Origin of the sequence: Polaromonas sp. (genome assembly GCF_018780625.1) — a bacterium.
Taxonomy (GTDB): Bacteria; Pseudomonadota; Gammaproteobacteria; order Burkholderiales; family Burkholderiaceae_C; genus Polaromonas.
This window is the reverse complement of the sequence record NZ_JADMJK010000065.1, coordinates 18,594-32,290: the sequence shown is the minus strand read 5'-3', so window position 1 is coordinate 32,290 and position 13,697 is coordinate 18,594. Positions and strand designations below refer to the sequence as shown.

14 protein-coding genes are annotated in these 13,697 nt (G+C 65.2%); 8 read left to right on the top strand and 6 right to left on the bottom strand.

Features of this window, described 5'->3' with window-relative positions; translation table 11 throughout:
* Window positions 1-13: 13 nt before the first annotated feature.
* The 3 genes from IV091_RS06075 to IV091_RS06065 all read right to left on the bottom strand — a co-directional run bounded on the left by IV091_RS06075 (window position 14) and on the right by IV091_RS06065 (window position 3,376).
* Entirely contained in the window at window positions 14-706 is a 693-nt protein-coding gene (locus tag IV091_RS06075; RefSeq protein WP_293466479.1) for a c-type cytochrome, read from the bottom strand.
* A gap of 435 nt (window positions 707-1,141) precedes the next feature.
* A complete protein-coding gene (locus IV091_RS06070) occupies window positions 1,142-2,257 on the bottom strand; it encodes a TFIIB-type zinc ribbon-containing protein (protein WP_293466476.1) in 1,116 nt (371 codons plus the stop codon).
* A gap of 33 nt (window positions 2,258-2,290) precedes the next feature.
* Window positions 2,291-3,376, bottom strand: a complete 1,086-nt coding sequence (locus IV091_RS06065) for an SPFH and helix-turn-helix domain-containing protein (protein WP_293466473.1) — start codon at window positions 3,374-3,376, stop codon at window positions 2,291-2,293.
* Between the two features lie 222 nt (window positions 3,377-3,598).
* Between IV091_RS06065 and IV091_RS06060 the strand changes: the two genes are divergently transcribed.
* Complete coding sequence (locus tag IV091_RS06060) at window positions 3,599-4,150, top strand: DUF2242 domain-containing protein (RefSeq protein WP_293466499.1); 552 nt, start codon at window positions 3,599-3,601, stop codon at window positions 4,148-4,150.
* Between the two features lie 5 nt (window positions 4,151-4,155).
* Here IV091_RS06060 and IV091_RS06055 read toward each other — a convergent pair whose 3' ends face one another.
* The 3 genes from IV091_RS06055 to IV091_RS06045 are packed head-to-tail and all read right to left on the bottom strand — an operon-like array spanning window position 4,156 to window position 6,392.
* Window positions 4,156-4,722 carry a pseudouridine synthase gene (locus tag IV091_RS06055; RefSeq protein WP_293466496.1) on the bottom strand — a complete coding sequence of 189 codons (567 nt, stop codon included), beginning with the start codon at window positions 4,720-4,722 and terminating at the stop codon, window positions 4,156-4,158.
* A 5-nt stretch (window positions 4,723-4,727) separates the two neighbouring features.
* Window positions 4,728-5,438 (bottom strand): haloacid dehalogenase type II, encoded by a 711-nt coding sequence (locus IV091_RS06050; protein ID WP_293466470.1) that lies wholly within the window; start codon window positions 5,436-5,438, stop codon window positions 4,728-4,730.
* A 48-nt stretch (window positions 5,439-5,486) separates the two neighbouring features.
* Window positions 5,487-6,392, bottom strand: a complete 906-nt coding sequence (locus tag IV091_RS06045) for a LysR family transcriptional regulator (RefSeq protein ID WP_293466467.1) — start codon at window positions 6,390-6,392, stop codon at window positions 5,487-5,489.
* A gap of 158 nt (window positions 6,393-6,550) precedes the next feature.
* Here IV091_RS06045 and IV091_RS06040 point away from each other — a divergent pair, with 158 nt between their 5' ends.
* The 7 genes from IV091_RS06040 to phhA all read left to right on the top strand — a co-directional run bounded on the left by IV091_RS06040 (window position 6,551) and on the right by phhA (window position 13,659).
* The gene (locus IV091_RS06040) at window positions 6,551-7,522 is read left to right on the top strand and encodes a hydroxymethylglutaryl-CoA lyase (protein WP_293466464.1); all 972 of its coding nucleotides are present in this window, start codon (window positions 6,551-6,553) and stop codon (window positions 7,520-7,522) included.
* 20 nt (window positions 7,523-7,542) lie between these two features.
* The gene (locus IV091_RS06035) at window positions 7,543-8,706 is read left to right on the top strand and encodes a CaiB/BaiF CoA-transferase family protein (protein ID WP_293466461.1); all 1,164 of its coding nucleotides are present in this window, start codon (window positions 7,543-7,545) and stop codon (window positions 8,704-8,706) included.
* A gap of 39 nt (window positions 8,707-8,745) precedes the next feature.
* Window positions 8,746-9,738 (top strand): tripartite tricarboxylate transporter substrate-binding protein, encoded by a 993-nt coding sequence (locus IV091_RS06030; RefSeq protein WP_293466458.1) that lies wholly within the window; start codon window positions 8,746-8,748, stop codon window positions 9,736-9,738.
* Window positions 9,739-9,871: 133 nt separating this feature from the next.
* Entirely contained in the window at window positions 9,872-10,951 is a 1,080-nt protein-coding gene (gene hppD, locus IV091_RS06025; RefSeq protein ID WP_293466455.1) for a 4-hydroxyphenylpyruvate dioxygenase, read from the top strand.
* Between the two features lie 5 nt (window positions 10,952-10,956).
* Entirely contained in the window at window positions 10,957-11,496 is a 540-nt protein-coding gene (locus IV091_RS06020; RefSeq protein ID WP_293466452.1) for a VOC family protein, read from the top strand.
* On the top strand, window positions 11,493-12,761 hold the full coding sequence (gene fahA, locus IV091_RS06015) for a fumarylacetoacetase (RefSeq protein WP_293466449.1): 1,269 nt from the start codon (window positions 11,493-11,495) through the stop codon (window positions 12,759-12,761). The genes IV091_RS06020 and fahA overlap by 4 nt, the downstream gene beginning before the upstream one ends.
* 10 nt (window positions 12,762-12,771) lie before the next feature.
* Window positions 12,772-13,659 (top strand): phenylalanine 4-monooxygenase, encoded by an 888-nt coding sequence (phhA, locus tag IV091_RS06010; protein WP_293466446.1) that lies wholly within the window; start codon window positions 12,772-12,774, stop codon window positions 13,657-13,659.
* Window positions 13,660-13,697: the final 38 nt, after the last annotated feature.

Sequence of the window (13,697 nt, the reverse complement as noted above, 5' to 3'; positions counted from 1 at the left end):
GGGTTGGGCGTGGTCATGGACGGCTTTTCGGTGGGAGGGCTTTGGCGGGAACAGCATCCGGCGTTTTTGCCAGGTTCGCGTAATACGCTGCAACGGCCGTGATGTCAGTCTCGGTCAGCTGCTGCGCAATGCCTGTCATCAGGGCCAGCGGCCCAGGTGGCCTGCTGCCGGCTTTCCAGGCCTGCAACTGCTCGGTGATGTAGGCAGCAGGCAGGCCAGCCAGTGGCGGAAACTGCGCACCGACACCGCGGCCACCCGGGCCATGGCATTGCACGCAGGCCGGCACGTCGTCAGACCAGCGGCCGCGCGTGGCAAGCCAGGCGCCCCCATCGGCTGGCAGTGGCTGCACCGGGTCGGCAGCCAGGAAAGGCGCGGGCAACTGGCTGAAGTACTGCGCGACTTCCGTGCGCTGCGCAGCAGTGAGCTGCTGCGCAATCGGCTGCATGATCGAATTTTTGCGCGATCCGTCGCCAAAGGCGTCAAGCTGCGCCCGCAGGTAGGCTTGCCCGGTCCCGGCCAGACGTGGAAAAGTTGCGATGCCCTCCCCCTTTGCGCCGTGGCAACCGATGCAGGCCGCCACGCTCTTTGGTGCGTCGGGACTGGTTTTTTGCGCGAATGCAGATGCGCCCAAGGCTGCGACGAACCAGAGCAGCGTGACCGCCGACCTGCGGGCGGGGCCCTTTTGCTTGCGTGAGTGAGCGTTCATTGGGGGCGCCCTTTGTAAGGATCTCGGTGGCGGCGGCGCGCCTGCCCGGCTGGAAAACCGGGCCGCGGCGAGCGCGGCGCATGAGGCTGCAAGTCTAGTCCGCGTGCCAGCGCTGGGCTGTAGGACTGCGCCGGCATACGCCCCGGGGTTTCGGGGCGTGGCAGACGGCTTAAAGGTTATGGCCCAAAAGTCACTGCCTGTTTTTAAGGCATAGCCCGCAAACCCAAGGCTGGCGCGGGTTTCAAGGCTTATCCAGTGGGTTGTCCACAGGGCCATTCACAGGCGGCGGGCATAAGTCCGGGCATGGCGTGCGCAAGACGATCAGGGTGGCCGGAAATACATAAAAATCAGGCATCCAGTAAGGCCTTAGCCCAATGGATGCGGGCGCTTATAGCTATTAAAAATACAGCAATTCCGGTTTCCTGATTCGGCGCATCATTGGCTCAGCATGGTCGCCACAAGGATCAGCAGCAGCACGGCCAGCACCGCAAAGGCGATTTTTACCCAGCTGTAAGGCTGCTCGCCCGCAATTGCGCCGGTGTAGCCGTTGGCCACGACCTGGAAATGACGCGCGCCGTAGGTGTAGCTGACCAGCCAGACGGGCACCAGGATGTGCTTGAAGGTGCGCCCCTGGTACTGCGCGTCAACCTGCAGGTCGCGAAAGGTGTCGCCCGGCACCTGCTGCCCGCACAGCGTCTGCATTTGCTCCGCCATGGCTTGCTGGTTGATTTTTTCAGCCTTGTGCAGGTCAATCTGGTAGCGCTCAACCGTCCAGCCGCGCACAAACTCGGGCGAATAGGCTTTCAGGTCTGTGCGAGAGGGAAAGGGTTCAACCTGCCTGAGCAGTTTGGCATGCACGCCAGTGGTGCCGGGCACCAGCTCGTCGTCAAACAAGTGGTTCAGGCTGCCCGCAGCCGGCACCCAGCGCACGCGCTGGACCTGGCGGGTTTGCGTCTGGCCATTGGCATTGCGAAAACTCTCGGTCTCGTAGTAGTAATGACCGGCATCGGCCTGCCAGCGCGCGCTGACCTGCGCGTCAAACGTCCAGTACGGCAGGTAGACGCCGTGCAGCGTGTCGGTCAGCGCGGCCGACTTGAGCCGGTTGGGCGCAAACCAGCGGGAACCATACCACTGCCGAATGCGTTCGCGCACCTGCCCATCGCTGACCTTGAAGGGCAGCACGCTTTGCGGCGTGATGGCGTCGTTGCTGGTTTCGTGCGCGATGATGGACGGCGAACCGCAAAAATCGCAGCGCTTGGCCACTTTTCCGTCGACAAAGACCGAGATCGCCTGACAGCTCTGGCATTTCACTTCGCGCCGGGCGCCACCGTCATTCCAGCCGCGCCCGGTGGCCGGGTCCCTGAAGGCCGCCTGCAGGTCTTGCTCGACCACGCCGGCGCCGGGATCGGCCTCCTGGCCTTTGGACCAGGGCACGACCGTGCCGCAGTAGGGGCAGACCAGCGACTGCCTGGCCGCATTCCACTGCAGGTCGCCGCCGCATTCGGGGCAAGGGTGTTTGCCCACGGTTGCGGTCGTGTAGACATCCGCCATAAGCTTTGTACCAGGGTAAATGTAGGGGCCGAATCAGCCGTGCAAAAACGCCTCGAGCGCGCTTTTGGCAATGCGCCAGGCGTTGCCCATCTTGCGGGCCTTGAGGTCGCCCGCGTTGATGGAGGCCATCACGTCTTCGACCGACACGCCCAGCAGCTGCGCGGCCTGCTCGGGTGTGAACACTTCCAGCCCCGCCGCTGCGGCCGGGGATGCGCCGGAAGTGGCGGAAGTGGCGGAAGTGGCTGGCGCCTGGCTTGCGCCGCCGCCCTGCATGCTGCGCACCATTTCCTGCGCCATGCCAAAGCCCATGGCCATTTGCGCGGGCATGGTGGCTGCCGCACCGGCTTCGCCGCCCTGGCCCATGGCCACGCCCATCTGGTATTTCACGTAGTCGTTGAGGTTGCCAATCACGCTCATGCTGGAGCGCTTGTCGATGGCCTGCTCTACCTCGGGCGGCACCGACACGTTTTCCAGCACGAAACTGGTGATCTCCAGCCCGTACTTTTCGCGCATGGCGGGGTTGATGAGAGGCAGCAGCGCGTCACCCAGCTCGGCGTAGCGGTGCGCCACGTCCAGCGCCGGCACGCCCGCGCGGGCCAGCGCTTCGGTAAACACGCTGACGATGCGCGAGCGCATGGTGTCTGCAAACTCATCAAGGCGAAAGTTCTGGTCGGTGCCCGCCACTTCCTTCAGGAATTTGGCCGGCTCCACAATGCGAAAGTCGTAGGTGCCAAACGCGCGCAGGCGCACCACGCCAAAGTCGCGGTCGCGCATCATCACGGGGTTGGCCGTGCCCCACTTGTTGCCCGTGAAGAGGCGCGTGTTCAGGTAGTAAATGTCGCACTTGAACGGCGACTCAAAGCCGTACTTCCAGCCCATGATGGTGGACAGCACCGGGATGTTTTCGGTGCTCAGCGTGTGCTTGCCGGGCTGGAACAGGTCCGCGTACTGGCCGGCGGCGACAAACTGCACCTGCTGGGATTCGCGCACGATCAACTGCGCGCCGTTCTTGATTTCCTGGTCCTCGTCGGGCCAGCGGTATGACAAGGTGTCGCGCGAGTCATCGGTCCATTCAATGACCTCGATCAGTTGTTTCTTAATGATGTTGAGCAGGCTCATGACGCATCCTTGTCGAGTTGTACCGCAGAAGCTGAATTTCAGTGGGCTCATTATCAGGCTGGCCATGCCAAAACGCCGATTGAACGCTTGCCCTTGCTGGCGGCTCTTTTGCTGCGGGCGAATGTGTGTCGGGTGGTTTCCGGGTGGCTCGGTGGTTCCCTGATGACCCGACAATACGGTGATTGATGTTTGAAGGAGTGCCTGGTTTTGAAATTGCCCTTAATGCGCGCGGGCGCCGCCCTGTGGCTGGCCGGGCTGGGAAGTGCTTGCGCCCTGCTGGCAGGCTGCGGCACCCCGGTCAAGGCGTTTGCGTCCCAGGAAGAGTTCGCGTCTACCGCGACCTATTCCCGTCTGTTCGATGCCACCGCCGCGCAAACCTGCGAGGCCGCCCGGCGGGCGTTGCTGAGCCAGGGCTACATCATCGACACCGCCGCCAAGGAGCTGGTGACGGGCCGGAAAAACTTTCAGCCCGAGCCGGAGTCGCACCTGCAGATGGAAATTCGCGTGGTGTGCGCCCCGGACAGCCCCGACGGGCAGGTCAGCCTGGGGTTTGTCACAGCCATGCAAGACGTCTACGCCCTGAAGAAAAGCAACAATTCGGCCAGTCTGGGCGTGGGCGGAATTGGTTCGGTCTCGCTGCCGTTCAGCTCCAGCAATGACTCCATGGTCAAGGTGGCCAGCCGAACCATCTCGTCTGACGTGTTTTATGAGCGTTTTTTTGACCTGGTCAAGCGCTACCTGGGAATGAGCGAGCCGGTGGACGGGGCACCCTGACCGGCTCAAGTGCCCAATGCAGACAGCGCCGCGTCGCCCTCCTGCCAGGTCCCCGGCGCGAGCCCGTCCAGACGGTAGGGGCCAATCGCGGCGCGAATCAGCCGCAGCGTGGGAAAGCCCACGGCGGCGGTCATGCGCCTCACCTGGCGGTTGCGGCCTTCCTTGATGGCCAGCTCGATCCAGGCGGTAGGGATGGACTGGCGAACCCGCACCGGCGGCGCCCGTTCCCATAGCGCGGGCGGCGGCTCCATGAACCGCGCCCGGGCCGGGCGGGTGGCACCGTCATTAAGCTGCACGCCGCGCCGCAGCGCCTCCAGCGCGGCCTCATCAGGCGTGCCTTCCACTTGCACCCAGTAGGTTTTTTCCATCTTGAAGCGCGGGTCGGCAATGCGCGCCTGCAGCTTGCCGTCGCTGGTCAGCAGCAGCAGGCCCTCGCTGTCGGCGTCCAGTCGGCCGGCCACATAAACGCCGGGCAGGTCGATGTAGTCCTTCAGGCCGCGCCAGCGCCCCTCGGGCGTGAACTGGCTCAGCACGCCGTAGGGCTTGTTGAACAGAATCAGGCGGGAGGCCATGGACATCAGCAGCCCAGCTGGTCGGCCAGTGCCAAAAAGTCCTGGGCGTGCCGGGTGTTGGCGGGGTCAGGCGTGAGGTCCTTGGGGTGGGCCGCGCCAAACTCGGCCGGGCGCTCGATGTAGGCGGTCTGCAGGCCGCAGGCGCGCGCGGCGGCCAGGTCGTCCTGGTGAGCGGCCACCAGCATGACCTCGCACGGTGCCACGTCAAACACCCTGGCCACGCCCAGATAGGTGGCGGGGTCGGGCTTGTAGGCCCGAAACACCTCGGCCGACAAAATACAGTCCCAGGGCAGGCCGCCGTGCCTGGCCATGTTGGTCAGCAAGCCGATGTTGCCGTTTGACAGCGTGCAGATCGTGAAACGTGTCTTGAGCCGCGTCAGCCCCGCCACCACGTCGGGCCACGGGTCCAGCCGGTGCCAGGCTTTGTTGAGGTGCTTTTTTTCAGCCTCCGTCAAGTCGGCTAGGCCGAACCGCGCAAGAAGCGTGTCGAGGATGAGGCGGTGCAAATCGTCAATCAGCGTCCAGCCCAGTTCGCCCGCCATGACCCGGCGCATCGCGGGCTGGTAGCCGGCACGCCAGGCCAGCGCAAACGCGTCGCCGTCCACCGCCGGCCGCAGCGCCTGCACCTCGCGCGCAATGCCGCTGTGCCAGTCGACCACGGTGCCGAAAACATCGAACGCGAGGACTTGGGGATGAGAGGGGGGATGGGTGCGCATCGGGCCATTATCGGCAGCAACGCCAGGCCGCCCGCCAAAACCGCGCACCTACGCCTGGCGCCCCACTTCAGCCAGATACTCCGCCAGCAACCTGGCCGCGGCAGACAAGGAACGCTCGTCCTGAAAGCAGATCGCAAACCGGCGCTGCGCCCAGGCATCCGTCAGCGGGATGATGCAGAGGTTAAAGGCCGCTGCCAGCGGCTGGGCCACCTCCTGCGGCACCACGCTGATGCCCAGGCCGGAGCGCACCACCCGCAGCGCCGCCTCGAAGGTCGAGACTTCCGCGCGGTAGCGAATGGCCTGCCCGCTGGCGGCCGCCGCCCTGACCAGCATCAGTTGCACGGCGCTGGCGGCGGGCAAGGCGACATGGTCAAACGCCAGCGCGTCGACAAACGCCAGGCGCTTGCAACCGGCCAGCGGGTGCCCTTCATGCGTCACGATGGCGAGATGGTCCTGCCGGTACGGATAGGTTTGCAGGCCCGACAGGTCGGCCGCGTCCCAGCAAACGCCCAGCGACACGCTGCCTTCGCGCAGCGCGCGCACCACATCGCGGCTGAGCTGCTCCTGCACGTTGACGCGGATGGCCTGGTGCGCCGGGATTTTCAGGAAATCGGCAATGTCATCGGGCAGCGACTCGGCCACCGACGACGTGGTGGCCATCAGCCGCACCAGGCCGGACGCGCCCGAGGTGTAGGCACGCATGTCGTCGCTGACGCGCTGGGCCGCGCCCAGCAGCCCGCGCGCATGCTCGCGCAGGGTTTCACCGGCGGCCGTGGGCTCGACGCCGCGCCGTATCCGCGTGAGCAGGCGGCAACCGAGGTCTTGCTCCAGCTGGGCCAGCCGCTTGCTGATGGCCGAGGGTACGATGTGTTCACGCTCGCCGATGCGCGCAATGCTGCGCGCGTCACACACGGCCACAAACAGCCGCAGGGTGGTCAGGTCCAGGTCTTTCATCAGCACTCCAGCAGAGCAACAGAGCAATAGGTTGTGCCCCGCTACAAGGTTAATTGAAGTTCCAAAAAAGAACTTCAAGGCTTCCAAAATACCACTTTCCACGATTAAAGGAACTTTTAAACTGGGCACCTGTTGCTATTTCACCCAATGGGCTCGCCATGCATTCCACGCCACCCCTTACCCGCATTACCCGCACCACCGCCCTGCCCGCCCGCGCCATCATCCGCGAAGTGGGCCTGCGCGATGGCCTGCAAAGCATCCAGACCATTTTGCCCACGGCGCAAAAAATCGAATGGGTGCGCGCCGCCCACGCCGCCGGCCAGCGCGAAATCGAAGTCGGCTCGTTTGTGCCGCCCCGGCTGATGCCGCAACTGGCCGACACGGCAGACGTGCTAGCCTTTGCCAAGACGCTGCCCGGCCTGCTGGCCTCCGTGCTGGTGCCCAACCTGAAGGGCGCCGAGCGCGCGATTGAGGGCGGCGCCGACCTGATGATCCTGCCGCTGTCAGCCAGCCACGCGCACAGCCTGGCCAATCTGCGCAAGACGCCCGACGAGGTGGTGGCCGAGATGGGCCGCATCCGTGCGGCACGCGACGCGGCGGGCAGCCGCACCCTGATTGAAGGCGGCGTGGGCACGGCCTGGGGCTGCACCCTGCAGGGCGATGTAAAAGTTTCCGAAGTGCTGCGCCTGCTGCAGGCCCTGCTGGACGCCGGCGCCGACCGCGTGAGCCTGGCCGACACGGTGGGCTACGCCAACCCGCATGCCGTCAGCACGCTGGTGGAGCAGGCACTGAAAATTGCCGGCGACCGCTTTTGCTGCGGCCACTTCCATGACACCCGGGGCCTGGCGCTGGCGAACGCCGCCGCCGCCCTGCAACTGGGCGTGACGCGCTTTGACGCGTCGCTGGCCGGCATAGGCGGCTGCCCGCATGCGCCCGGCGCCAGCGGCAATGCCGCGACCGAGGACCTGGCCTTCATGCTGGAGGCCATGGGTGTCGATACCGGGCTCGACATCGACGCCCTGCTGGCCCTGCGCGCCCGCGTGGCCGGCTGGCTGGCCGGCGAAGCCACCCATGGCGCGCTATGGCGCGCCGGCCTGCCCAGCAATTTCAAACCCGCCGCCGCGCACTGAACACCACGGAAACAACACCCATGAACACCCCACTCCCCACCCCTACCGGCCTGCCGCTCGAAGGCGTGCGCGTCATCGAATTCACCCACATGGTCATGGGCCCCACCTGCGGCATGATCCTGGCCGACCTCGGCGCCGAAGTCATCAAGATCGAGCCGCCCGGCGGCGACAAGACCCGCAACCTGCCGGGCCTGGGCATCGGCTTTTTCCGCAGCTTCAACCGCAACAAAAAAAGCGTGGTGCTCGACATCACCACGCCCGAAGGCCAGGAAACCGCCAAGGCGCTGATTGCCCAGTGCGACGTGCTGCTGGAGAACTTTCGCCCCGGCCTGATGGCCAAGCTCGGCCTGGACTACGACAGCCTGAAGACAGACAACCCGCGCCTGATTTACGTCAGCCACAAGGGCTTTCTGCCTGGCCCGTATGAAAAGCGGCTGGCGCTCGACGAGGTGGTGCAGATGATGGGCGGCCTGTCCTACATGACCGGCCCCGAAGGCCGGCCGCTGCGGGCCGGCACCTCGGTCAACGACATCATGGGCGGCATGTTCGGCGCCATCGGCGTGCTGGCGGCGCTGCGTGAACGCGACAAGGCCGGCAAGGGCCAGGAAATCCAGAGCGCGCTGTTCGAGAACTGCGTGTTCCTGAGCGCCCAGCACATGCAGCAGTATTCAATGACCGGCGAGCCGCCGCCGCCCATGCCTTCCCGCGTGTCGGCCTGGAGCGTGTACGACGTGTTCACGCTGGCGGGCGGCGAGCAGCTGTTCATTGGCGCGGTCAATGACAAGCAGTGGCTGACCTTGTGCCGGGTGCTCGATTGCCCCGAACTGGCGGCAGACCCGGCGCTGCAGACCAACGCCCAGCGCGTGGCGCTGCGCCCGGTCTTGCTGGTCAAGCTGGGCGAAATCCTGAAGCACCACCAGGCCGATGCGCTGTCGCTCCGGCTGGAGGCGGCCGGCATTCCCTACGCGCCCATCGTGCGGCCCGACCAGCTCGTGAGCGACCCGCACCTGCGGGCCAGCGGCGGCCTGGTGCCCATGCAGACGGAAGACGGCGGCACCACCGACGTGGTCTTGCTGCCGCTAACGATGGGCGGGCGCCGCCCCGGCGTGCGCCAGCCGCTGGCCCGTGTGGGCCAACACACCGACGAAGTTCTGGCCAGCCTGCTGGGCAGCGCCACCGCTTGAATTCCTGTTTAAAAAACCAACCACCCGGAGACAAGCAACATGAGCACATCCTCACCTTTTTATGTCACCCGCCGCGCCGCGCTGGGTCTGGCCGCCAACGCCTGCGCCCTGGCCGCGCTGCCGGCCTGGGCGCAAAGCGACCGGCCCCTGCGCGTGATCCTGCCGGTGGGCGCCGGCTCGGGGGTGGACACCATCGTGCGCGCCGCCGTGCCGCAACTGGTCAAGGCACTGGGCGGACAAGCGGTGGTGATTGAAACCCTGCCCGGCGCGGGCGGCATCACCGGGGCGTCCGCCCTGGCCAAGGCGCCGGCTGATGGCCTGACGATTGGCGTCGTGTCCAACAACCACGTCATCAACCCCAGCGTCTACAAGAAAATCCCGTACGACACGCTGGCCGACTTCACCCCGGTTTCTGTCATGGGCGCCACCCCTTTCGTGCTGGTGGTCAACCCGGCCAAGGTGGCAGCCACCAATGTCAGGGAACTGATCGCCTTGGTCAAGGCCAGGCCCGACGGGTACAACTACGCCTCGGCCGGCAATGGCACGGTGATTCACCTTGCCGGTGAAATGTTTGTCGATGAGGCCAAGGTCGTGATCCGCCACATTCCCTACAAAAGCACGGGCGCCATGGTCGCCGACCTGATCGGCGGTCAGGTGGAAATGGGTGTGGTCGCGCTGCCGGCGGCGCAGGCGCACCTGAAAAGCGGCGCCTTGCGCGCCATTGGCCTGTGCGGCAAAACCCGCAGCCCGGCCGCCCCCGACCTTGCGACCATCGCGGAGCAAGGCCTGCCCAATTACGAGATTGAAGGCTGGTTTGCCGTGGTCGGCCCGGCCAGGCTGCCCGCCGATCAGGTCAAGCGCCTGCACGCCGCGTTCACCACGGCCTACAGCAGCGCCGAAGTGAAGGAAGCCATGGCCCGGCAGGGCAACGTGATCCACCCCAGCACGCCGGACGCAGCGGCCCTGTACTTTCGCAGCGAGATGACGCGCTACGCCGCGCTGGCCAAAAAGGCCGGCATTTCGCTCGACTAGATGCCTGGCGGCCAGCCGCGCTCAAAACATGCGCAGGACGCCGGCCCATGGGCCAAATCGCATGAAAACTGCGCGCACCTTGCGTGAAGATGACGCATCAAAGAAAACACCCTGTATTTTTCAAGGACACACCATGGCAGATTTGTTTGACAACCCGATGGGCCTGATGGGCTTTGAATTCGTCGAGTTCGCCTCGCCCGTGCCAGGCGTGCTGGAGCCGGTTTTCGAGCGCATGGGCTTTACCCTGGTGGCCAAACACCGGTCCAAGGACGTGGTGCTGTACCGCCAGGGCGACATCAATTTCATCGTCAACCGCGAACCCAAAAGCGTGGCCGGCTACTTTGCCGCCGAGCATGGGCCCAGCGCCTGCGGCATGGCATTTCGCGTCAAGGACGCCCACCTGGCCTACAACCGCGCCTTGGCGCTCGGCGCACAGCCGATTGAAATCAAGACCGGGCCGATGGAGCTGAACCTGCCCGCCATCAAGGGCATTGGCGGCGCGCCGCTGTACCTGATTGACCGCTTTGAAGACGGCAAGTCGATTTACGACATTGACTTTGTGTTCATTGACGGCGTGGACCGCCACCCGCCCGGCCATGGCCTGAAACTGATCGACCACCTGACGCACAACGTGTACCGGGGGCGCATGGCGTTCTGGGGCGGCTTTTATGAAAAGCTGTTCAACTTCCGCGAGATCCGCTACTTCGACATCCAGGGCGAATACACCGGCCTGACCTCGCGCGCCATGACCGCGCCCGACGGCAAGATCCGCATTCCGCTCAATGAGGAATCGAAACAAGGCGGCGGCCAGATCGAGGAATTCCTGCTCAAGTTCAACGGCGAAGGCATCCAGCACATTGCGCTGATCTGCGACGACCTGCTGGCCACGGTGGACAAGCTGCAACTCGCCGGCGTTCCGCTGATGAGCGCGCCCAGCGAAAGCTACTACGAGATGATCGAAGGCCGGCTACCCGGCCACGGCCAGCCGGTGGCTGAATTGCAGACGCGCGGCATTTTGCTGGACGGCTCCACGGAAGGCGGCACACCGCGCCTGCTGCTGCAGATCTTCTCGCAGCCGCAACTCGGGCCGGTCTTTTTCGAGTTCATCCAGCGCAAAGGCGACGAGGGCTTTGGCGAGGGCAACTTCAAGGCGCTGTTCGAGTCGCTGGAGCGCGACCAGATCCAGCGCGGCGCATTGACCGTGGAGGCATGAAACCCATGAAAATCGACCGCATTCACCACGTTGCCTACCGCTGCAAGGACGCCAAAGAGACGGTGCTCTGGTACCAGAAGATGCTGAACATGGACTTTGTGCTGGCGATTGCCGAAGACCATGTGCCGTCAACCAAGGCGCCCGACCCCTACATGCATGTGTTTCTGGACGCCGGCCAGGGCAATGTGCTGGCCTTTTTCGAGCTGCCGACGCAGCCGCCCATGGGCCGCGACCCGAACACGCCGGCCTGGGTGCAGCACATCGCCTTCAAGGTCAAGGACAGGGCCGAACTGCTCGAATTCAAGGCGCACCTGGAGGCCAACGGCGTCGAGGTGCTGGGCGTGACCGACCACGGCGCGTTTCACTCGATCTACTTCTTTGACCCGAACGGCCACCGCCTGGAACTGGCCTGCCCGGACCCGGAGGAACAAGCCATGATCCAGCGGCTGGACGCGGTGAAGTGGGAAATGCTGGAGGAATGGTCGCAGACCAAACGCGCACCCAAGCAAGGCGCCTTTTTGCACGAACGCGAGTTCAAGCAATGAGCCTTCTGATTGATGATAGCCACGACCCGGCGCTGCAAAGCTGGGTCGCGTCGGCCAACGACCCCGGCACCGACTTCCCGATTCAAAACCTGCCGTTTGGCCGTTTCCGCACTGAAGCAGATGCCGACTGGCGCATCGGCGTGGCGATTGGCAGCCAGGTGCTGGACCTGCGCGCGGCCCGGGTGATTGACAACAGCGACATGAACCGGCTGATGCGCCTGCTGCCAGAGGTGCGCCGCAGCGTGCGCCAGGCCATTTCTGAAGGCTTGCGCGTGGGCAGCCCGCAGCAAGCGGTGTTCAAGACGGCGCTGCATGCGCAGGCTGACGTGGAACTGGGCCTGCCCTGCCAGATTGGCGACTACACCGACTTCTACACCAGCGTGCACCACGCCACCACCATCGGCAAGCAGCTGCGGCCCGACAACCCGCTGCTGCCCAATTACAAGTGGGTGCCGATTGGCTACCACGGCCGGGCGTCCAGCATCATCCCGAGCGGCCAGGGCTTTAAAAGGCCCAGGGGGCAAACCAGGGCACCCGACCAGGACGCGCCCACGCTGGGCCCCTGCCGCCGGCTGGACTACGAGCTGGAGCTCGCCATGCTGGTGGCGCGGCCCAACGCGCTGGGCGAGCCGATCCCCATGGCCGATGCCGAAGACCATGTGTTCGGCGTCAGCCTGTTCAATGACTGGAGCGCCCGCGACATCCAGGCCTGGGAATACCAGCCCTTGGGCCCGTTTTTGTCGAAGAACTTTGCCAGCACGCTCTCGCCCTGGGTCGTCACGCTCGATGCGCTGGCGCCGTTTCGCGTGCCGTTCAGCCGGCCGGCGGGCGACCCTGAACCGCTGGCCTACCTTGACTCGCCCGCCAACCGGGCGCAGGGCGCCATCAGCATTGAACTGGAAGTGTGGCTGCAGACGGCGCAAATGCGGGCCGCCGGCCATGCGGGCGACCGCATTTCAAGGTCCAACTACCGCGACGCCTACTGGACCTTAGCCCAGCTGGTGGCCCACCACACGGTGAACGGCTGCAACCTGCGCGCAGGCGACCTGCTGGGTTCAGGCACGCTGTCGGGGCCAGAGCCGGCGCAAGGCGGCTCCCTGATGGAGCTGAGCGCGGGCGGCAAGCAACCCTTTGCCTTGTCCAGCGGCGAGACGCGCGCCTGGCTTGAAGACGGCGACACCATCATCCTGCGCGGCTACTGCGAGCAGCCGGGGTTCAGGCGCATCGGCTTTGGCGAATGCCGCGGCACCGTGCTGCCCGCGTAGGAACTCGGCCATGCCAGCGCAGACCAAAGAAACCACCAAGCACGGGCTTGCAGCGGGCGGCGACCAGCGCCCTGCGCGGGCCGACTGGACCATTGACCAAGGCTGGGACCAGTACACCGCCGAAGAACACGGCGTATGGAAGACGCTGTTCGAGCGACAAAGCCGGCTGCTGCCTGGACGCGCCTGCGACGCCTTCATCAGCGGCATGGCCGCGCTGCCGATCGGCGCCGACCAGATCCCCGACTTCCGGCGCCTGTCCGACACCCTGATGCAGCGCACCGGCTGGCAGGTGGTGGCGGTGCCGGGCCTGGTGCCTGATGAGGTGTTCTTCGAGCACCTGGCCCACAGGCGCTTTCCGGCCGGCCACTTCATCCGCAAGCCCGACCAGTTGGACTACCTGGAGGAGCCCGATGTGTTCCACGACGTCTTCGGCCATGTGCCCATGCTGATGAACCCCGCCATTGCGGACTACATCCAGGCCTACGGCGTTGGCGGACTGCGGGCACAAAAGCTCGGGGTGCTCGACAAACTGGCGCGCGTGTACTGGTACACCGTTGAGTTTGGCCTGGTCCAGCAAAAAGACGGACTGCGCATTTATGGCGCGGGCATTGCTTCGTCGGCATCGGAGAGCCGCTTTGCGCTGGACGACCCGTCACCCCACCGTCTGCGCTTTGACCTGGAACGGGTCATGCGCACGAATTACCGGATTGATGACTTTCAGGAAAGCTACTTCGTCATCAACGACCTGGACGAGTTGCTTGCGCTGGCCCGGATCGACTTCAGTCCTTTTTACGAACGCGTGCAGGGCCAGCCGGACTATGCACCGGGCACGGTGCTGGCGTCCGACGTGGTGATCACGCGGGGATCGGGCCGCTACCACCAGGACAAGCGCCGTTGAACACCCCGCCCGTCATTCCCGCCCGCGCTGATTCGGGG

Bases quoted from the DNA above. Each gene is read 5' to 3' on its own strand.
- IV091_RS06075 (WP_293466479.1), bottom strand. From the start codon at position 706: ATGAACGCTCACTCACGCAAGCAAAAGGGCCCCGCCCGCAGGTCGGCG.
- IV091_RS06040 (WP_293466464.1), top strand. From the start codon at position 6,551: ATGCATTCCACGCCACCCCTTACCCGCATTACCCGCACCACCGCCCTG.
- IV091_RS06035 (WP_293466461.1), top strand. From the start codon at position 7,543: ATGAACACCCCACTCCCCACCCCTACCGGCCTGCCGCTCGAAGGCGTG.
- fahA (WP_293466449.1), top strand. From the start codon at position 11,493: ATGAGCCTTCTGATTGATGATAGCCACGACCCGGCGCTGCAAAGCTGG.
- IV091_RS06045 (WP_293466467.1), bottom strand. From the start codon at position 6,392: ATGAAAGACCTGGACCTGACCACCCTGCGGCTGTTTGTGGCCGTGTGT.
- hppD (WP_293466455.1), top strand. From the start codon at position 9,872: ATGGCAGATTTGTTTGACAACCCGATGGGCCTGATGGGCTTTGAATTC.
- IV091_RS06060 (WP_293466499.1), top strand. From the start codon at position 3,599: ATGCGCGCGGGCGCCGCCCTGTGGCTGGCCGGGCTGGGAAGTGCTTGC.
- IV091_RS06055 (WP_293466496.1), bottom strand. From the start codon at position 4,722: ATGGCCTCCCGCCTGATTCTGTTCAACAAGCCCTACGGCGTGCTGAGC.
- IV091_RS06070 (WP_293466476.1), bottom strand. From the start codon at position 2,257: ATGGCGGATGTCTACACGACCGCAACCGTGGGCAAACACCCTTGCCCC.
- IV091_RS06020 (WP_293466452.1), top strand. From the start codon at position 10,957: ATGAAAATCGACCGCATTCACCACGTTGCCTACCGCTGCAAGGACGCC.
- IV091_RS06065 (WP_293466473.1), bottom strand. From the start codon at position 3,376: ATGAGCCTGCTCAACATCATTAAGAAACAACTGATCGAGGTCATTGAA.
- phhA (WP_293466446.1), top strand. From the start codon at position 12,772: ATGCCAGCGCAGACCAAAGAAACCACCAAGCACGGGCTTGCAGCGGGC.
- IV091_RS06050 (WP_293466470.1), bottom strand. From the start codon at position 5,438: ATGCGCACCCATCCCCCCTCTCATCCCCAAGTCCTCGCGTTCGATGTT.
- IV091_RS06030 (WP_293466458.1), top strand. From the start codon at position 8,746: ATGAGCACATCCTCACCTTTTTATGTCACCCGCCGCGCCGCGCTGGGT.